An 18269-nucleotide genomic window follows, 5' to 3' on the forward strand; every position below is an offset into this window, starting at 1 on the left:
ACGCATACCATCGACCCGTGAACCGGACCGGCCTGAAGCAACGGATCATCCGGGGGCAGTATGGCTTCGCCATCGCCGCCGTGGTCGCCAACGTCTGTATCGCGATCACCGGCTCGGTGGTCCGGGTCACCGGCTCCGGTCTCGGCTGCAGCGAGTGGCCGAACTGCCTGCCGGGCAGCATGGTCCCGGTCGAGCATCCCGAGCTGGACATGTTCCACCAGTGGATCGAGTACGGCAACCGGCTGCTGTCCGGCGTCGTCGGCATCATCGGTGGCTTGTGCTTCCTGGCCGCGTTGCTGTCCCGTCCGCACCGCAAGCGCGTGTTGTGGCTGTCCGCCGCCATGATGGGCGGCGTTGTGGTGCAGGCGATCATCGGAGGCATCACGGTCCGCTCCGGGCTGCTGTGGTGGACGGTGGGCGTCCACATGGTCGTCTCGCCCGTCCTGGCGTGGTTCGCGGTGATGCTGGTCCGCTCGCTGCGGGAAAGCGACGGGCCGCCACGGCCCCGGACACACCCGTGGGTCCCCCGGGTGCTCGTCGCACAGACGGTGGTGCTCGTCGGCCTGCTCGTCGTGGGCACGATGGTCACCGGCGCCGGGCCACACGCGGGCGACAAGAACACCCCGCGGCTGGACCTGCCGGTGTCCACGCTGGCCCACGTACACGCCGCTTTCCTGTACGCGTTCCTCGCGTTGCTGGCGCTTGTCGGCTTCCTGCTGTGGCGCGGACCGGCGCCCCGTGACGTCCGGAAGCGGTACTTCGTCCTGCTCGGTGCGGTCCTCGCGCAGGGCTCGATCGGGTTCGTCCAGTACTTCACCGGCGTGCCGGGTGTGCTGGTCGTCCTGCACGTTTTCGGCGCGATGCTGGTGACGGTCGCGACCGCGTCGTTGTGGGCGTGGAGCAGGGAACGATCGGCCACTGTGGAGGCCACTGAGCACGAGCAGTTCGCCGCCGCTTCGCTCTGACACTATGCAACCGTCATCGTCAGCCCCTAATGTCCGGTTCGTGACGACGACCGCATCCGGACCGGCGCCCCTGCTCGGCGAGCGCCGAACAGTCGCTCAGCAACTGGTTCTCAAGGTCTTCCTGCTGGTGCCGTTCGCGGCACTGATCGCAGCCGTGCCGCTGGCGTGGGGCTGGGGTCTGAGCTGGCTCGACATCGTGCTCGCCGTGTCGATGTACGTGATCGCCACGCTCGGCGTGACCGTCGGTTACCACCGGTACTTCACGCACGGCGCCTTCAAGGCCAACCGCCCGGTCCGGATCGCGCTCGGCATCGCGGGCAGCTTCGCTGTACAGGGATCGGTGATCTTCTGGGTCGCCAGCCACCGGCGCCACCACGCGTACGCCGACCGCGAAGGCGACCCGCACTCGCCGTGGTTGTTCGGCACGTCGCCAGGGGCGCTGCTGAAGGGCTTCTGGCACGCCCACATGGGCTGGATGTTCTCCCGCGACGTCACCAACTACGAGCGGTTCGCACCGGACCTGCTGCGTGACGACGACCTGCGCGTGGTCAGCAAACTGTTCGGGGTGTGGACAGCGGCCAGCCTGGCGCTGCCCGCGTTGCTCGGCGGCCTGATCAGCTGGTCGTGGTGGGGCGCGCTGACGGCGTTCTTCTGGGCGGGCCTGGTGCGGGTCGCGTTCCTGCACCACGTGACGTGGTCGGTCAACTCCGTCTGCCACATGATCGGCTCACGCCCGTTCGCCAGCCGCGACCGCGCGGCCAACTTCTGGCCGCTGGCGATCCTGTCGATGGGCGAGTCGTGGCACAACTCGCACCACGCCGACCCGACCTGCGCCAGGCACGGCGTCCTGCGCGGTCAGATCGACATCTCGGCCCGCACGATCTGGATCTTCGAGAAGCTCGGCTGGGCGTGGGACGTGCGCTGGCCGACAGCGGAACGACTGGCCCGCCGCAGGACGAACTAGAAAGCTTCGCTGGGTACTGCCCGCTGGGCGGCCTCGAGCAACGCGGCGCATTCCGGGTCCGGTGCGTAGGTCACGTCGTCGATCGACGCGATCGCGACCGGGCCCGTGATCGCGTTGGTGCGGAACGCCGAACGGAACCCGGGGATGTCCGCGAGCGTGACTGCGCGGCGTTCCTCCGGGATCCCCAGCGCCCGCAGGCCCGCGCGCAGCAGGGTCATCTCGACTCCGGGCAGCGCGGGCGCGTCCGGCCAGACGACCTTCGTACCCTCGTGGAAGGCGATGTTCCAGAACGAGCCCTCCGAAACGCGGCCGTCCGCACCGACGAACAACACGTCGTCGTACCCGGCTTCCTGAGCGAGCCGCACCTGGTGGAACAGGCTGAACGTGCCGGTGTGCTTCACTTCGGGCAGGTAACGGCTGTACACGGCCGAGCGGACACGTGCCGCCGGCGCCTGCCGTGACCGCACCGGCCGTACTGTGACGGCAACGTCAGGTGGTTCGAGACCGGCCACCTTGCCGGGAGTCACACCGCGGGCGAACGCGGTGACACGGACGTTGGCGGGCAGTTCGTGCCCGCGCAGCGCTTCCCTCATCCGCCCGCGGACCAGTTCGCCGTCGATGCCGTGCCCGAAAACCACCCGGGCGTCCCGATCGAGGCGCTCGAGGTGCGCCGTGAGCCCCCGTGCACCATCCTGGCTGACCAGGATCGACGTGTAGTGGCCGTAGTTGACGAACGCGATCGTTTCGATGTCCCGCACCCGGACATGATCACCCGGATCCGGAACAAGCCGGTGCCCGGCGTGGTTGGTCGATGGAAGACGAACAACTCACTACGAGGAGGCGGCGTGCCGAAAGCAGTGCGCGTACACCAGACCGGCGGTCCCGAAGCGCTCGAACTGGACGATGTGGACGTCGCGGCGCCGGGCGCGGGCGAGGTGGCCGTGAACGTGCTCGCCGCGGGCGTGAACTACATCGACACGTACCACCGCTCAGGCCTGTACCCCCTGCCCACCCCGATCGGGATCGGAGCGGAAGGCGCGGGGATCGTGACCGACGTGGGCCCCGGCGTCACCGATCACAAGATCGGTGACCGCGTCGCCTGGTACACCGTGCAGGGCAGCTACGCGGAGAAACTCGTGCTCCCCGCCGAGTCCGCGATCCCCGTACCGGACGGCGTCGACACGGACGTGGCAGCCGCGTTGCTCCTGCAAGGCGTGACCGCCCACTACCTGGTCGCGTCGACCTACGCGGTGCAGAAGGACGACCCGATCCTCGTGCACGCGGCGGCGGGCGGAGTCGGACTGCTCCTGGTGCAACTGGCCAAGGCACGCGGCGCACGAGTGCTGGCGACGGTGTCGACGCCGGAGAAGGAACAACTGGCCAGGGAAGCAGGAGCGGACGAAGTCGTCGGCTACGAGGACTTCGACAAGCACGCCCGCGAGTTCACCGGCGGCGAGGGCATGGCCGCGGTCTACGACGGCGTGGGCAGGACGACCTTCGACGCCAGCCTCGCCAGCGTCCGGCGCCGCGGCTACATGGTCCTCTACGGCGCGGCCAGCGGCCCGGTGCCGCCGGTGGACCCGCAGCGCCTCAACCAGCAGGGCTCGGTGTACCTGACCCGCCCGACGAGCCGTGACTTCTCCAGCCCGGAAGAGATCACCTGGCGAACCGGTGAACTGTTCGACGCAGTGCGATCCGGAGCGCTCTCGGTGCGCATCGGCGGCCGCTACCCACTCAGCGAAGCCCGCAAAGCACACGAAGACCTGCAAGGCCGCAAGACAACCGGCAAACTCCTGCTGATCCCCTGACACCCCAAGCCAAAACAGCACGAGTCAAAAACAGCAGACAGCCAAAGACAGCAAGCAGCAAGCAACAGGCAGCCAAGCCGAAGACGACTTGGCAGAGGCGCCGATCTTACCTGGATCGGGGCGGCCGTGAGCTGGCCAGCGAGGAGAGTCCCGCAGGCACACGCATGAGCGTAAGCGTGGATATCGGGCGGGGCTCCCCTTTCGAAGCTCTCCGCTGCCGCCCCGGAGGCTCCATGTCAAATCGGCGCCGACGTATACCGAGCAACCACAGGCAGCCCGGGGACGGCTACCGGCTCTGGACGGCGTCGAGAAGCTCCCCGACGGAAGGATCGTCAAGAGCCTCGACCACGCACTGCCAGAGCTCGAGATTCGCCGTGGCCCACCGGGAGTACATCCCCTTGGCTTCCTCGCTGTAGAAGTAGAAGCCCTCGTCCTGCTTGCCCTGCTGCTCCCCGACGATCTTCTGAGCCAACTGCCCCAGCGTGATGCCGTTCTCGCTGAGGTAGCGGTGCGCGAGCACGACCGGCGTCACGGGCAACGCCTTGAACAGCGTGTCCGCGTCGCTCAGCGCCTGCGCGGCGAGCGAGATGTCGCGGTGCCGGGTGCGCATCTCCGCCTCGACGACGATCCGGTCGATCCACTCGGCCACCGGCTCGTCGACACCGGACTTGGCCAGGATCCGCATCCGCAGGTCCCGGCCGTCGGCGGCGTCGGAGTTGCGTTTGACGATGTAGTTCAGGTCGTGCACCAGTGCAGCGGTTTCCACAACCGCCGCATCGGACCCATTGGCACGTGCGAACGCGCCTGCCTTGGTCCGGACGAAGTGAACGTGGTGCCAGCCGTGGAACGGCAGGTTCGCCGCGAACCGCTGGCAAACCCGCTTCACCCGTCTTTCCACCTGGTCAACCACCAGGTCGCTGACGGAACCCAGCTCCTGGTCAAGCATCGGCCTCTCCCGTCTCGAGCCCCCGCGCAAGTGAGGGCATCGTAGGTGGTGAGACGCCTGATCAGGGTAGTCATGATGACACTAGGACAGGTTTTGGCACCTTTCTACAAAGGCCGTAACGGGCACGTCACAGCCGGTCGGCGAGGTGGCCGAGGCGTTCCTCGACCGGCACGTGCCTGCGGCTGACACTGGTGGCCGGGTCGAACGACAGGCTCCAGCCGCGCACCGGCCGCGACTTCACCAGGAACGTCATCGTGCCGTCCGCGGCCTTCGGGATGCGGTGGAACTGCTCGGACAGCATCGTGCCCGCCGCACCCGTCTCGCACACGCCGCTGTGCACCATCGTGGCCGACTTGATCACCAGGCCGTTGGCGTCCATCTCGGCGTCGAACCGTTCGTGCACATAGCATCCACGCAGGATCGTGGTGCAGAAGTGGTAGCGGTGGTTGTGGATCGAGTCGGCGTACCCGATGCGCCAGTCCCGCTGCGGCTTGTACTCGTGCAGCCAGAACGAGAACTTGTCGCCCGGTTGGTTGAGCAAGCACCACGCGAAGTGCGTCGTGGTCTCGCGTGACCGGGAGATCACCGCGGTGGCGACCTCGCCGGACAGGGTCCGCAGGTGGTGTCGTAGTTCGTCGCGCAGCTCGTCGCGGCAGGCCCACTCGGTGAACCGGCCGCTCACCGCGGACCAGTCCGCCGAGTCGACGGAGCGCAGTTCGCCGGCCAGTTCGGCCAGCGCAGACCTCGTTCGCATGTCAGTTCTCCAGCCCCGCGGCCTTGGTGAATTCTTCGCGGAAGGCGTGGAACTGGCGCTCCAGGCCCGCGAACCCCTCGTCGGAAAGGGGCGTTCCAGTGATTTTCTCGAACAGGGCAAGGAATTCCTGCCGAGTCGTGTCCGGGGTGATGACGAATTTCTGGGCGGCACGGGTGTCGCGCATGCGCTGGAACTCGGCGCGTTGCATGCCGTAGATGAACGAGCCCTCCGAGAAACGCAGTGAGCGCGGGTACAGGGATGTCGTGCCGCCGACATCGCTGTACAGCGTGAGCCACACGCTGTCGTCGAAGATCTCCAGCCGGTCCAACGGCGGTTCCGCGATCACCGCGATGTCGACCGACGTGCACCGGCTTCGGGCGAGGAACAATCCGACCAGGCCGATCGAGATCTCGTCGATCAGCTGTGCGCGGATCTTGTCGTAATCACCGCTCGCTCCTTCGCCGCGCAGCAGATACCTGGCTCGTCCGCTGATCGCCGAGTGCTGCCTCGGGTCGGCGACGACCGTGCGCAGCTCCCACTCGGACGAGGTCAGCAGCAGTCTCGCGGCGGCGTGCCTGCCGGAGAAGCCGCGGAAGAAGTACTGGCGGCTGGCTTTCAGGTCGGCCATCAGCAGCCGGTTGAACTCCGGGTCGGGCTCGGCGCTCGCCTCGAAGACGTGCGTCGGGAAGAACTCGTTGTTCAACGCGCGGTATTCGGCCGACAAATCCCGCAACGCCCGCTTGCTTTCCTCGATCAACGGGGTCACGAGTGCTTTCTGCGACGCGGACGCCGTGATCAGCGTCTGACCGAAACCGACAATAGCCGACACCATTGAGCCGGTACCGAGCGCGGTCACCAGGTTCTTGAAAAGACCAGCGTCCATCGCACTGGATATCCACAGGCTACCGATCGAGATCACCAGCAGGACCGCGAGCAACAAGCCGGTCCTCGTCCAGAACATCTCCTGGATCGGATTCTTGCGGATGCCGTTGGCGTCCGCGGACACCGGGTCACCTCCTTGAGAGGCACTCAACCGGACGAATGCGTAGGGTGTCCGTTTGGGTGCGAGCAGTTACTGTACGCGCATCTCGGCGCAGGAGGAATCCGGAAAACGGGGGATGTTCCCGATCACGGTGCGCCGCATCCGGACGAGCCGGGCACCCGATGGAACCAGTGTGTGACCCGGTTGCCTAGGGTGACGGCATGCGTATTGCAGGCAAGGTCACGATGGTTTCCGTGGCGCTGGTGGCGGCTGCCACCTTGAGCGCCTGTGCCAACTCCGAGCAGCCGTCGGCGGGCAACCTCAACATCACCTCGACGACTCCCCCGCCGCCGACCAAGACGTCCCCGAAGGCGACGTCCACGACGGCCCAGGGCAGCACCGCGACGGGACCCGAGTGCACCGCTGACGACGTCAAGGTCGAGGGCGAGTTCGGCGCCAAGCCGAAGATCACCATCCCGGCCACCTGCCAGCCGCCGAAGAAACTGGTCAGCAAGGACCTCAAGCCGGGCACCGGAGCCGAGGTCAAGGCCGGCAGCACGGCGACCGTCTTCTACCAGCTGATCACCTGGTCGGACAATAAAGAGGTGGACGGCAACTTCGGCGACCAGCCGTTCCCGGTCCAGAACGTCGGCCAGGCCAGGGTCATCACGGGCTGGAACGAGGGTCTGATCGGCCTGAAGGCCAACGGCCGCCGCCTGCTGATCATCCCGCCGGACAAGGCGTACGGCGACGGCGGCCAGGGCATCAAGCCCAACGAGACGCTGGTGTTCGTGATCGACGCCCAGCAGGTCAGCTGACGCACTGGGACACACACGCGCTCCCAGGCCTGCCTGGGAGCGCGTTTTCACGTCCTCACCGGGGTGTGAGCCGGAAGACCTTGAGGTCGCGGGACGTCTTGGACTGGTACGTGTCGTACGCGGGCCATGTCCGGACCAGGTGCGGCCAGATGTCCGTGCGTTCGTCGTCGGACAGCAGTCTGGCGCGCACCGCGCGCGTGCGGCCCTTGATGTTCACGGTCGCGTCCGGGTTGGCCGCCAGGTTGAGCGTCCACACAGGATGCCCCGGGCCGCCCCAGTTCGAGCCGACGAGCAGGATGTCGTCGCCGTCGGGCACGTAGAGCAGCGGGACGTCCCTCGGCGTGCCGGTCTTGCGGCCCCTGACCCGCAGGATCAGCGACGGCATGCCCGCGATCCCGACCAGCGTGACACGTCCCTTGGTCAGCCGGTACAGGACCTTGTCGACGCGCAGGACGGCTGGGCGGATCCTGGTCAGCCACGGTTGGGCCGCTGTCCACCGGGCGGCCTTGCGCATCAACTCCATGGCCGCTCAACCTACCCCGGTCAGGCCAGGAAATCCCACAGCGGCACGGGCGTCAGGCCGTCCTGTTCGGCCCGGTCGACGAACGCCTGGTAGTCGGCGCTGAACGTGTGCCGGAAGTGCATCAGCACGATGTCGCCCGGCTTGAGCTTGCTGCCGGCCTGGAACTGCACCACGCCGTCGTTGACGGCCGCGGTCCACAGCACGATCGCTTTCATCCCGCACGCGGCGACGGCCTTGCGCGTGTTGTCGTCGTAGTTGCCGAACGGCGGCCGGAACAGCGTCGGCCGCTTGCCGAACGCCTGCTGGATCGCGTCCGAATCGCCGCAGATCTCCTGGTGCTGGAGCTCGTACGGCTTGCCCTTCAGGTTCGGGTGGGTCATCGTGTGGTTGTTGATCTCGATGCCCGTGCCCTGCAGCGACTTGAAGTACTCCTCGCTGCCCTTGAAGTACTTCGAGTTCAGGAACAACGTGGGTTTCGCACCGGAGTCCCTGATCAGCTGCAGCGCCGCCGGGTCCTTCACCGCGCCGTCGTCGATGGTGATGAACACGTACGGTTTGTCCGTCTGGATCTTGCGGACCACCGGCACCAGACCGTCGACCGTGGCCGGTGCGGTCACCTTCTCGGCAGGCGGGCTGGTGGGCGTGTTCGTTGGCGTGTCGGGTGACGGACGCGCCTGGGCGTGCACTGTGGACGGATTCTGTGCCTGTGTCCGCGTCCCCGAGCAACTGGCTGTCATGACCGCCGCCACACCGAGCGCGACGGCCATGACCAGCTTCTTCCGCATTCTTTACCCTCGCTTTTCCTTCCCCGCAAGGAAATCGGCCTCTACCAAAATAGACGCCCGAGGGTGCCGATTAGTTGCTTAGGCTCCTTAAGCTCCATCACTCCTGACGATCCGGTCGTCGGCCGCGACCGGCGAGCCGCGGCCGTCGCGGTTGCTGGTGGTGAAGTACAAGTTGCCGTCCGGCCCGGCGACCGGGGTCCGGATCCGCCCGAACTGCCCCTGGTACAGCGCACGCGGCGTGCCGACACCGGTGTTGGTCACCGGGATCAGCCACAGCCGCTGACCACGCAGGCCGGCCATGTACAGGTTGTTCTTGTAGAAGGCGATGCCGCTCGGGGACGCCTGCGACGTCGACCACACCTGCAGCGGGTCGACGAAGCTCGGGTTGCCGCAGCGACCCTCGCACGTCGGCCAGCCGTAGTTGGCGCCCGACCTGATCTGGTTCAGCTCGTCCCAGGTGTTCTGGCCGAGTTCGGCCGAGAACAGCCTGCCGTCGGCCGACCAGGTCAGGCCCTGGACGTTGCGGTGGCCGTACGAGTACACGAGCGAGTTGAACGGGTTGCCCGGCGCGGGCTGCCCGGCCGTTGTCATCCGCAGGATCTTGCCGCCGAGCGAGTTGCGGTTCTGGGCGTTGGCGGAGTTGCCCGCGTCACCCGTGCCGGCGTAGAGGAAACCGTCCGGGCCGAACGCGAGCCGTCCGCCGTTGTGGATGCTCGCCCGGGGGATCCCGGTCACGATCGGCTGGGGCGTCTGCCCGAGCACCACGCGTGCGATCCGGTTGTCCGACGAGGTCGTGTAGTAGATGAACACGGTCCGGTCCTGCGCGAACTGCGGGGACACCGCGAGGCCGAGCAGGCCGCCTTCACCTTGCGCGCTGACGCCGGGGACCGTCTGGATGTTGGTCACGGCGCCGGTCGTGCTCATCTGGCGGATTCTGGCGGTGTTGCGTTCGGTGAACAGGGCGGAGCCGTCGGGCGCGAAGCCGAGGCCCCACGGCACTGCCAGTTGGGAGGCCACCACGGTCGTCGCCGCCTGTGCGGGAGCCGCGGAAACAGAAAGCCCGGTCAACACCGTCGCGGTGATGACCAGGCTTGTACGAACCTTCATTGGCGCTGTCCTCCTTGACTGCAGGGTCAGAGGTACAGACCAATGATGTCGCAACGATCACATTGTTTGGGAACAGACTTTCGGCTGGATCAGAAAAGGCTGGTCACTGGCAGGCCGATCGCGGAATCCACCGCGACCATCACGAACACCGCGCACAGGTACGTGTTGGACAAGTGGAAGACCTTCATCGGGTTGGTCTCGCCACCACGCCGGTACACGTTGTGCAGCTTGTGCACGGCGGTGAGGAAGACCGCCCCGAGAACCACGGCCGACAGCGCGTAGATCCAGCTCGTCGCGGGCACGAGCAGCAGCCCGCACAGCACCATCGCCCACGAGTAGAGCACGATCCGGAACGACACCTGGCGCGGTGTGGCCACCGCGGGCAGCATCGGCACACCGGCCTTGGCGTAGTCGTCGCGGAACTTCATCGCCAGCGCCCACGAGTGCGGCGGCGTCCAGAAGAAGATCACGCCGAACAGGACGAACGCGGGCCAGCCGACGTCACCGGTGACCGCCGCCCAGCCGATCACCACGGGCATGCATCCCGCGATGCCACCCCAGACGATGTTCTGTGAGGTACGACGCTTGAGCAGCATCGTGTACACGAGCACGTAGAACAGGATCGCGCCGACGCACAACACCGCGGCCACCCAGTTCGTGGTCAGCCACAGGAATCCACAGGACACCACGCCGAGGACGACGCCGAAGACCAGCGCGTTGCGAACCGGCACCTCGTGCTTGACCAGGGGCCGCGCGCTGGTGCGCTTCATCACCGCGTCGATGTCGGCGTCGACGACGCAGTTCAGCGCACCGGCGCTGCCTGCCGCCAACGTGCCGCCGACCAGCGTGGCCAGTACCAGCCAGGGTGACGGGATCCCGCGCTGAGCCAGCAGCATGGCGGGAATGGTGGTGACGAGCAGCTGCTCGATGATGCGCGGCTTGGTCAGCGCGATGTACGCACGGACGACATCCTGGAACCTGCGTCGCGGGGTGGCGGTGGGTGCGTCAGCGGTGATGCTCACAGCGCTCCCTGCGCGAGGCACACCGGCGACATGACGCTCCTTGTGTGAATGGAAAACGTTCGGGTACGGATCGGAATAGTAGACGGGCTACGTACGGAGACCTGCGGCGGGTACGAGTGTGTCGAACCGTCCGAACGGTCCTGTCCGTGAATGAAGGAAGAACACACCCCTGTCCAGCCGCGTCCGGGTCGCAAGGGCCGAAAGGATGACTACGCTGAGGCATGGGACGAGGGAAACCAGCGGGAACACCGTTTCGCGTGGCAAGACGTGTTCCCGCACGAGCAGGGAAAGTGGGAGCACAAGCCCGTGTCCGTAGACGACATCACCCGCCTGACCACGGCAAACGTACCGGCCGACTGGACGGACCTCGACAAGCGGGCGGTGGACACGATCCGCGTGCTCGCCGCCGAGGCCGTGCAGAACGCGGGCAACGGCCACCCGGGTACCGCGATGAGCCTCGCACCGGTGGCCTACACGTTGTTCCAGCGCACCATGCGGCACGACCCCGCCGACGCCGACTGGGTCGGCCGTGACCGGTTCGTGCTGTCGGCGGGTCACTCCAGCCTGACGCTGTACCTGCAGCTGTTCCTGTCCGGGTACGGCCTGGAGATCGAGGACATCGAGCAGCTGCGCAAGTGGGGTTCCAAGACCCCCGGCCACCCCGAGCACGGCCACACCCGCGGCGTGGAGATCACGACCGGTCCACTTGGCCAGGGCCTGGCCTCCGCGGTCGGCATGGCGATGGCCGCCCGCCGCGAGCGCGGCCTGTTCGACCCGGACGCCGCGCCGGGCGAGAGCCCGTTCGACCACCAGATCTACGTGATCGCCTCCGACGGCGACATCGAGGAGGGCGTGACCTCCGAGGCGTCGTCGCTGGCCGGGACCCAGCAGCTGGGCAACCTGACGGTGATCTACGACGACAACAAGATCTCCATCGAGGACGACACCGCGATCGCCCTGTCGGAGGACACCGCCAAGCGCTACGAGTCCTACGGCTGGCACGTCCAGGTCGTGGAGAGCGGCGAGAACGTCACGGGCATCATCGAGGCGCTGGACGCGGCGAAGGCCGAGACCGGCCGCCCCTCGTTCATCCTGCTCCGCACGATCATCGGCTTCCCCGCCCCGACCAAGCAGAACACCGGCAAGGCGCACGGCGCCGCGCTGGGTGACGACGAGGTCGCCGAGGTCAAGAAGATCCTCGGCTTCGACCCGGCGAAGAAGTTCGTGGTCGAGCCCGAGGTGCTGGCGCACGCCCGCGAGGTGGTCAAGCGCGGCGAGCAGGCCAAGGCCGAGTGGCAGCCGAGGTTCGACGCGTGGGCGAAGGCCAACCCGGAGCGCAAGGAGCTGTTCGACCGCCTGGTGGCCCGTGAGCTGCCGGAGGGCTGGGACGCCAAGCTGCCCAGCTGGGAGCCGGACGCGAAGGGCATCGCCACCCGCAAGGCATCCAACGAGGTGCTCAACTCCCTCGCGGACGTGCTGCCGGAGCTGTGGGGCGGCTCGGCCGACCTGGCGGAGAGCAACAACACCACGATGAAGGGCGCGGACTCGTTCGGCCCGGCCTCGATCGCCACCAAGGAGTGGAACGCCCAGCCGTACGGCCGCACGCTGCACTTCGGGGTGCGCGAGCACGCCATGGGCTCGATCCTCAACGGCATCGCGCTGCACGGCCCGACCCGCCCGTACGGTGGCACCTTCCTGGTGTTCAGCGACTACATGCGGCCCGCGGTCCGGCTCGGTTCGCTGATGAAGACCTCGGCGATCTACGTGTGGACGCACGACTCGATCGGGCTCGGCGAGGACGGCCCGACGCACCAGCCGATCGAGCACATCGCGGCGCTGCGCGCGATCCCCGGCCTGACCGTCGCCCGTCCGGGTGACGCCAACGAGACGGCCGCCGTGTGGAAGGCCGCGATCGAGCGGCCGAACGGCCCGATCGGGATCGCGCTGACCAGGCAGAACCTGCCGGTGCTCGAAGGGACCGACGCCGAGGGTGTGGCCAAGGGCGGTTACGTGCTTGCCGACGCCGCGAACGGGGACCCCCGGGTGGTGCTCATCGCCACAGGCTCGGAGCTGCAGATCGCGGTCGAGGCGCGGAAGGTCCTCGAGGCCGACGGCGTTGCAACGCGTGTGGTCTCGATGCCGAGTGTGGAGTGGTTCGACGCGCAGGACCAGTCGTACCGCGACCAGGTCGTCCCGCCGTCGGTCCGCGCTCGTGTCTCCGTCGAGGCCGGCATCGCGCAGCCGTGGTACCGCTTCATCGGCAGTGCCGGTGAGGCCGTCTCGATCGAGCACTACGGCGCGTCCGCCGATTACCAGACTTTGTTCCGCGAGTTCGGTTTCACGACCGAGGCCGTTGTCGACGCGGCACGGCGCTCGCTGCAGCGAGTGGAGGAAGGCAAGTGACGAAGGAAAACCTGACCGCGCTGTCCGGCGCGGGCGTGTCCATCTGGCTGGACGACCTGTCCAGGGAACGCCTGAACACCGGCAACCTGGCCGAACTCATCCGGGACTGGAACGTCGTGGGTGTCACGACCAACCCGACGATCTTCGCCAGCGCGCTGAGCAAGGGCGAGGCGTACGACGAGCAGGTGCGTGAGCTCGCCGCCCGCGGGGCCGACGTGGACGCGACCGTCCGCGAGATCACCACGACGGACGTGCGCAACGCGGCCGACCTGTTCCGCGACGTGTACGCCGCGTCGAACAAGATCGACGGCCGGGTGTCCATCGAGGTCGACCCGCGGCTGGCCAACGACACCGAGCGGACCATCGCCGAGGCGCAGGACCTGTGGAAGACGGTCGACCGGCCGAACCTCATGGTCAAGATCCCGGCGACGCCCGCGGGCCTGCCCGCGATCACGAAGGCGCTCGCCGAGGGCATCAGCGTGAACGTGACGCTGATCTTCTCCGTCGAGCGGTACCGCGGCGTGATGGCCGCGTACCTGTCGGGTCTCAAGCAGGCCAAGGCCAACGGGCACGACCTGGCGAGCATCCAGTCCGTCGCGTCGTTCTTCGTGTCCAGGGTGGACACCGAGGTGGACAAGCGGCTCGAGGCGATCGGTACCGAGCAGGCCACCGCGCTGCGCGGCACGGCCGCGATCGCCAACGCCCGCCTCGCCTACGCCGCCTACGAAGAGGTGTTCTCCGGCCACGACTGGCTCGAGCTGGCCAAGGACGGCGCGACGCCGCAGCGTCCACTGTGGGCGTCGACCGGCGTGAAGGACCCGGCGTACAGCGACACGCGGTACGTCGACCAGCTGGTCGTGCCCGGCGTGGTCAACACCGTGCCGGAGAAGACCCTGCAGGCTGTCGCCGATCACGGCAAGATCGACGGTGACACGGTCACCGGGACCGCCGCTCAGGCCGCTGAGGCGTTCGAGGCGCTCAGCGGGGTGGGCGTCGACCTCGACGACGTCTTCGAGGTGCTCGAGACCGAGGGTGTCGAGAAGTTCGAGAAGTCGTGGACCGAGCTGCTGGAGACCGTGTCGGGCCAACTCAACAAGGCAAAGGGCTGAGATTCCCCGATGATCGAGATCTCCGTCGACATCGTCGACGCCAAACTCGCGGACGAGACCGCGACGCTGGTCGAGACGCTGGTGGCCGACAAGGTCGCCAGCCGGATCGCCGCACAGGACGCGACGCTGTGGGGCGCCGACGCACAGTCCGAGGCGGCCATCCGCCTCGGCTGGACCGCGTTGCACGAGACGTCCCGGCCGTTGCTCGCGGAGATCGACGCACTGCGCGCCGAGCTGCACTCCGAGGGTGTCGACCGGGTCGTGCTGGCCGGGATGGGCGGCTCGTCGCTGGCGCCGGAGGTGATCACCGCGACCGCGGGCGTGCCGTTGGTCGTGCTGGACACCACCGACCCCGCGCAGGTCGCCGACGCACTGGCCGGTGACCTGACCAGGACCGTGCTCGTCGTGTCGTCGAAGTCCGGCGGCACGGTCGAGACCGACAGCCACCGCCGGATCTTCGAGAAGGCGTTCGCCGCACAGGGCATCGACGCCGCGTCCCGGATCGTCGTCGTCACCGACCCCGGTTCGCCGTTCGAGGAGCTCGCCGGCCAGGCGGGCTACCGCAAGGTGTTCCTGGCCGACCCGAACGTGGGCGGCCGGTACTCCGCGCTGACCGCGTTCGGCCTGGTGCCGTCCGGTCTGGCCGGCGCGGACATCGCCACGCTGCTGGACGAGGCGTCGGCCGCGGCGTCGGTGCTGGCCAAGGACGAGGACACCAACGCCGGGCTGGTGCTGGGCGCCGCGTTGGGCGTGCGGCACTCGGAAGGCGCCGAGAAGGTCGTCTTCGCCGACACCGACACGAGTGTGAAGGGCTTCCCCGACTGGGTGGAGCAGCTGATCGCCGAGTCGACCGGCAAGCAGGGCACGGGCCTGCTGCCCGTGGCGACGGAAGGCACCGACGCGCCCGGCTTCGCCGACGCGGGCGACGACGCCACCGCGACCGCGATCGGCACCCCGGCCGGTGCCGCCCGCGTCTCGACGTCGGGCTCGCTCGGTGGGCTGTTCCTGTTGTGGGAGTACGCGACCGCGGTCGCCGGGCGGCTGCTGGGCATCAACCCGTTCGACCAGCCGGACGTGGAGGCCGCCAAGAAGGCCGCCCGTGCGCTGCTCGACCAGCCGACCGGTTCCGGCGACGCCGAGAAGCCGTCCCTTGTGGACGGCCCGGTCGAGGTGTACGGCCACTTCGAGGGCACTTCGCTGCCCGAGGTGCTGCGGTCGTTCGTGGCCTCGGTGCCGGAGTTCGGCTACGTCTCGGTGCAGGCGTACCTGGACCGGCTGGACGACGCGTCGGCAGCCCTGCTCAGGCCGGAGCTGGCCAGGCGCACCGGTTTCCAGACGACCTTCGGCTGGGGACCGAGGTTCCTGCACTCGACCGGGCAGTACCACAAGGGCGGCCACCAGAACGGGGTCTTCCTGCAGCTCACCGGCGCGGTCGAGGACGACCTCGAAGTGCCTGACCGGCCGTACACGCTGGGTGTGCTGCAGCGGGCGCAGGCGCTGGGCGACGGCCAGGTGCTCAAGGAGCACGGCCGTCCGGTGCTGCGGCTGCACCTGACCGACCGGGCAGCGGGTCTTGCCCACCTCGTGAAAGCCGTGCAGGAGGTAGAACGGCCATGAGTGAATGGCAGAACCCGCTTCGCGACGAGCGGGACAAGCGGCTGCCGAGGATCGCCGGGCCGTGCGGCCTGGTGATCTTCGGGGTCACCGGTGACCTGTCGCGCAAGAAACTCATGCCGGCGATCTACGACCTGGCCAACCGGGGTCTGCTGCCGCCGGGCTTCGCGCTGACCGGGTTCGCCCGCCGCGACTGGGAGAACGAGGACTTCGCCCAGGTCGTCTACGACGCGGTCAAGGAGCACGCGCGGACCCCGTTCCGCCAGGAGGTCTGGGACCGGCTGGCCGAGGGGATCCGGTTCGTGCAGGGCACGTTCGACGACGACGAGGCGTTCGACCGGCTCGCCGACACCGTCCGCGAACTGGACGAGGAACGCGGCACCGGCGGCAACCACGCGTTCTACCTGTCCATCCCACCGGCCGCGTTCCCCGTGGTGTGCAAGCAGCTCGCCCGCTCCGGACTGGCCAACCAGGACGGTGAGAGCTGGCGGCGCGTGGTGATCGAGAAGCCGTTCGGGCACGACCTGGAGAGCGCGCGCGAGCTCAACGGGATCGTCAACGAGGTCTTCCCCGAGGAGTCGGTGTTCCGCATCGACCACTACCTCGGCAAGGAGACCGTGCAGAACATCCTGGCGCTGCGGTTCGCCAACCAGCTGTACGAGCCCATCTGGAACGCCAGCTACGTCGACCACGTGCAGATCACCATGGCCGAGGACATCGGCCTCGGTGGCCGCGCGGGGTACTACGACGGGATCGGCGCGGCGCGTGACGTCATCCAGAACCACCTGTTGCAGCTGATGGCGTTCACCACGATCGAGGACCCGGTGTCGTTCTCGCCGCAGTCGCTGCGGACCGAGCGGATCAAGGTCCTGTCGGCGACCAAACCGGCCGAGCCGTTCGGCGAGACGACCGCGCGCGGTCAGTACACCGGTGGCTGGCAGGGCGGCAAGAAGGTGCCCGGCCTGCTGGAGGAGGAAGGCTTCCCACCGGACTCCACCACCGAGACGTTCGCCGCGATCACCCTCGAGGTGAACACCCGGCGCTGGGCCGGTGTCCCGTTCTACCTGCGGACCGGCAAACGCCTGGGGCGCAGGGTCACCGAGATCGCGGTGATGTTCAAGCGGGCGCCGCACCTGCCGTTCGACCAGACCTCGACCGAGGAGCTCGGGCAGAACGCGGTCGTCATCCGGATCCAGCCCGACGAGGGCATCACCATCCGGTTCGGCTCGAAGGTGCCCGGGACCACGATGGAGGTCCGCGACGTCACGATGGACTTCAGCTACGGCAGGGCGTTCACCGAGTCGTCGCCGGAGGCCTACGAGCGGCTGATCCTGGACGTGCTGCTCGGCGAGCCGTCGCTGTTCCCGGTGGCCGGGGAGATCGAGCGGTCGTGGGAGATCCTCGACCCGATCCTGGAGCACTGGACCAAGCAGGGCAAGCCGGACCCGTACGCGCCGGGTGAGTGGGGTCCGCCGTCGGCGGAGAAGATGCTCGCCCGCACCGGCCGCACGTGGAGGCACCCGTGATCATCGACATGCCGACGACGAACACGGCGAAGGTGAATGCCAAGATCGTCGAACTGCGCCAGCAGGGCGGTGCGGTCGCGTTGGGCCGAGTGCTCACCCTGGTGATCGTCACCGACGACGGTGAGAAGACCGAGGAAGCCATCGAGGCGGCCAACGAGGCCAGCCGCGAGCACCCCTGCCGCGTGATCGTGGTGGCGCGGGGCGCGCGGGAGGCCGCGCCTCGGCTGGACGCGCAGATCCGCGTCGGCGGCGACGCGGGTGCGTCCGAGGTGATCGTCCTGCGGCTCTACGGCGAGCTGGTGGAGCACGGGGACACGTGCGTGATCCCGTTGCTGCTGCCGGACGCGCCGGTGGTGGCGTGGTGGCCGTTCGAGTCGCCGGACAAGCCGTCGGAGGACCGGATCGGTCAGCTGGCGCACCGCAGGATCACCGACGCGGCGACCGGCAAGGACCCGGTGCGGGCGCTGACGTGCCGTCGTTCGTCCTATTCGGACGGTGACACGGACCTGGCGTGGACGCGGCTGACCCAGTGGCGCGCCTACCTGGCCGCGGCGCTGGATCTGCCGCCGTACGAGGAGATCACCGGCGCGACGGTGTCCGGTGAGGCGGACTCGCCGTCGACGGACCTGCTGGCGGGCTGGCTGGCGGCGTACCTGAAGATCCCGGTGCGCAGGCTGCCTGCGCAGAAGAACGCGCCGGGGATCAACTCGGTGGTGCTGGAACGCAAGTCCGGGCCGGTCGAGCTGACCAGGCTGGACGGCAAGGTCGGCACGCTGCGCCAGCCGGGCCAGCCCGACCGCCGCGTGGCGCTGGCGCGCCGCAACGTGAAGGACTGCCTGGTGGAGGAGCTGCGCAGGCTCGACCCCGACGAGATCTACGAGGCCACGCTCGAAGGCCTCACGCTGGTCGAGGCGGAGGTCACGCAGGCCACTCCGGCCTAGGG

16 protein-coding genes and 1 pseudogene are annotated in these 18269 nt (G+C 68.2%); 9 read left to right on the forward strand and 8 right to left on the reverse strand.

The genetic code is table 11. The annotated features are described in order from the left end of the window. The first annotated feature begins 17 nt into the window (after positions 1-17). Together AOZ06_RS36240 and AOZ06_RS36245 are read left to right on the forward strand one after the other, a co-directional pair. Positions 18-965, forward strand: coding sequence for a COX15/CtaA family protein (locus tag AOZ06_RS36240; protein WP_054293501.1), 948 nt, complete (start codon positions 18-20; stop codon positions 963-965). A gap of 4 nt (positions 966-969) precedes the next feature. Further along, entirely contained in the window at positions 970-1929 is a 960-nt protein-coding gene (locus AOZ06_RS36245; RefSeq protein ID WP_054293502.1) for an acyl-CoA desaturase, read from the forward strand. Here the strand turns inward: AOZ06_RS36245 and AOZ06_RS36250 are convergent. Next, positions 1926-2690, reverse strand: a pseudogene (locus AOZ06_RS36250) (aminotransferase class IV); the annotation flags it as partial. The gene AOZ06_RS36245 and the pseudogene AOZ06_RS36250 sit on opposite strands and share 4 nt — an antisense overlap. Positions 2691-2774: 84 nt before the next feature. Here AOZ06_RS36250 and AOZ06_RS36255 point away from each other — a divergent pair. Further along, positions 2775-3737, forward strand: coding sequence for a quinone oxidoreductase family protein (locus AOZ06_RS36255; RefSeq protein ID WP_054297176.1), 963 nt, complete (start codon positions 2775-2777; stop codon positions 3735-3737). Between the two features lie 286 nt (positions 3738-4023). Here the strand turns inward: AOZ06_RS36255 and AOZ06_RS36260 are convergent, their stop codons facing one another. The 3 genes from AOZ06_RS36260 to AOZ06_RS36270 form a co-directional block, all read right to left on the reverse strand. Further along, complete coding sequence (locus AOZ06_RS36260; protein WP_054293504.1) at positions 4024-4683, reverse strand: HD domain-containing protein; 660 nt, start codon at positions 4681-4683, stop codon at positions 4024-4026. A gap of 127 nt (positions 4684-4810) precedes the next feature. Continuing rightward, a complete protein-coding gene (locus AOZ06_RS36265; protein ID WP_054293505.1) occupies positions 4811-5437 on the reverse strand; it encodes a hypothetical protein in 627 nt (208 codons plus the stop codon). 1 nt (position 5438) lies between these two features. Beyond that, entirely contained in the window at positions 5439-6398 is a 960-nt protein-coding gene (locus tag AOZ06_RS36270; RefSeq protein ID WP_054297177.1) for a hypothetical protein, read from the reverse strand. A gap of 242 nt (positions 6399-6640) precedes the next feature. Between AOZ06_RS36270 and AOZ06_RS36275 the strand changes: the two genes are divergently transcribed. Beyond that, a complete protein-coding gene (locus AOZ06_RS36275; RefSeq protein ID WP_054293506.1) occupies positions 6641-7237 on the forward strand; it encodes an FKBP-type peptidyl-prolyl cis-trans isomerase in 597 nt (198 codons plus the stop codon). 55 nt (positions 7238-7292) lie between these two features. Here the strand turns inward: AOZ06_RS36275 and AOZ06_RS36280 are convergent, their stop codons facing one another. From AOZ06_RS36280 to AOZ06_RS36295, 4 genes are all read right to left on the reverse strand, one after another. Beyond that, positions 7293-7760: a nitroreductase family deazaflavin-dependent oxidoreductase gene (locus tag AOZ06_RS36280; RefSeq protein WP_054293507.1), complete on the reverse strand. Its 468-nt coding sequence runs from the start codon at positions 7758-7760 to the stop codon at positions 7293-7295. Positions 7761-7780: 20 nt separating this feature from the next. Beyond that, complete coding sequence (locus tag AOZ06_RS36285) at positions 7781-8545, reverse strand: polysaccharide deacetylase family protein (protein WP_054293508.1); 765 nt, start codon at positions 8543-8545, stop codon at positions 7781-7783. A gap of 87 nt (positions 8546-8632) precedes the next feature. Beyond that, positions 8633-9652 (reverse strand): PQQ-dependent sugar dehydrogenase, encoded by a 1020-nt coding sequence (locus tag AOZ06_RS36290; protein ID WP_054293509.1) that lies wholly within the window; start codon positions 9650-9652, stop codon positions 8633-8635. A gap of 89 nt (positions 9653-9741) precedes the next feature. Then, positions 9742-10674, reverse strand: coding sequence for a heme o synthase (locus AOZ06_RS36295; protein WP_054293510.1), 933 nt, complete (start codon positions 10672-10674; stop codon positions 9742-9744). Between the two features lie 306 nt (positions 10675-10980). Between AOZ06_RS36295 and tkt the strand changes: the two genes are divergently transcribed. From tkt to opcA, 5 genes are read left to right on the forward strand one after another with little or no spacing between them, the layout of a single operon-like run. Continuing rightward, the gene (gene tkt / locus AOZ06_RS36300; protein WP_054297178.1) at positions 10981-13077 is read left to right on the forward strand and encodes a transketolase; all 2097 of its coding nucleotides are present in this window, start codon (positions 10981-10983) and stop codon (positions 13075-13077) included. Beyond that, on the forward strand, positions 13074-14186 hold the full coding sequence (gene tal, locus AOZ06_RS36305; RefSeq protein WP_054293511.1) for a transaldolase: 1113 nt from the start codon (positions 13074-13076) through the stop codon (positions 14184-14186). The genes tkt and tal overlap by 4 nt, the downstream gene beginning before the upstream one ends. 9 nt (positions 14187-14195) lie before the next feature. Beyond that, positions 14196-15803, forward strand: coding sequence for a glucose-6-phosphate isomerase (locus AOZ06_RS36310; RefSeq protein ID WP_054293512.1), 1608 nt, complete (start codon positions 14196-14198; stop codon positions 15801-15803). Next, on the forward strand, positions 15800-17326 hold the full coding sequence (gene zwf, locus AOZ06_RS36315; RefSeq protein WP_054293513.1) for a glucose-6-phosphate dehydrogenase: 1527 nt from the start codon (positions 15800-15802) through the stop codon (positions 17324-17326). The genes AOZ06_RS36310 and zwf overlap by 4 nt, the downstream gene beginning before the upstream one ends. After that, a complete protein-coding gene (gene opcA / locus AOZ06_RS36320; RefSeq protein ID WP_054297179.1) occupies positions 17323-18267 on the forward strand; it encodes a glucose-6-phosphate dehydrogenase assembly protein OpcA in 945 nt (314 codons plus the stop codon). Before zwf ends, opcA begins: the two co-directional genes overlap by 4 nt. Positions 18268-18269 lie beyond the last annotated feature (2 nt).

Source organism: Kibdelosporangium phytohabitans (genome assembly GCF_001302585.1).
Classification (GTDB): domain Bacteria; phylum Actinomycetota; class Actinomycetes; order Mycobacteriales; family Pseudonocardiaceae; genus Kibdelosporangium; species Kibdelosporangium phytohabitans.

Bases quoted from the DNA above. Each gene is read 5' to 3' on its own strand.
- AOZ06_RS36245 (WP_054293502.1), top strand. From the start codon at position 970: ATGCAACCGTCATCGTCAGCCCCTAATGTCCGGTTCGTGACGACGACC.
- AOZ06_RS36260 (WP_054293504.1), bottom strand. From the start codon at position 4,683: ATGCTTGACCAGGAGCTGGGTTCCGTCAGCGACCTGGTGGTTGACCAG.
- AOZ06_RS36265 (WP_054293505.1), bottom strand. From the start codon at position 5,437: ATGCGAACGAGGTCTGCGCTGGCCGAACTGGCCGGCGAACTGCGCTCC.
- AOZ06_RS36270 (WP_054297177.1), bottom strand. From the start codon at position 6,398: ATGTTCTGGACGAGGACCGGCTTGTTGCTCGCGGTCCTGCTGGTGATC.
- AOZ06_RS36275 (WP_054293506.1), top strand. From the start codon at position 6,641: ATGCGTATTGCAGGCAAGGTCACGATGGTTTCCGTGGCGCTGGTGGCG.
- AOZ06_RS36280 (WP_054293507.1), bottom strand. From the start codon at position 7,760: ATGGAGTTGATGCGCAAGGCCGCCCGGTGGACAGCGGCCCAACCGTGG.
- AOZ06_RS36285 (WP_054293508.1), bottom strand. From the start codon at position 8,545: ATGCGGAAGAAGCTGGTCATGGCCGTCGCGCTCGGTGTGGCGGCGGTC.
- AOZ06_RS36290 (WP_054293509.1), bottom strand. From the start codon at position 9,652: ATGAAGGTTCGTACAAGCCTGGTCATCACCGCGACGGTGTTGACCGGG.
- AOZ06_RS36310 (WP_054293512.1), top strand. From the start codon at position 14,196: ATGATCGAGATCTCCGTCGACATCGTCGACGCCAAACTCGCGGACGAG.
- zwf (WP_054293513.1), top strand. From the start codon at position 15,800: ATGAGTGAATGGCAGAACCCGCTTCGCGACGAGCGGGACAAGCGGCTG.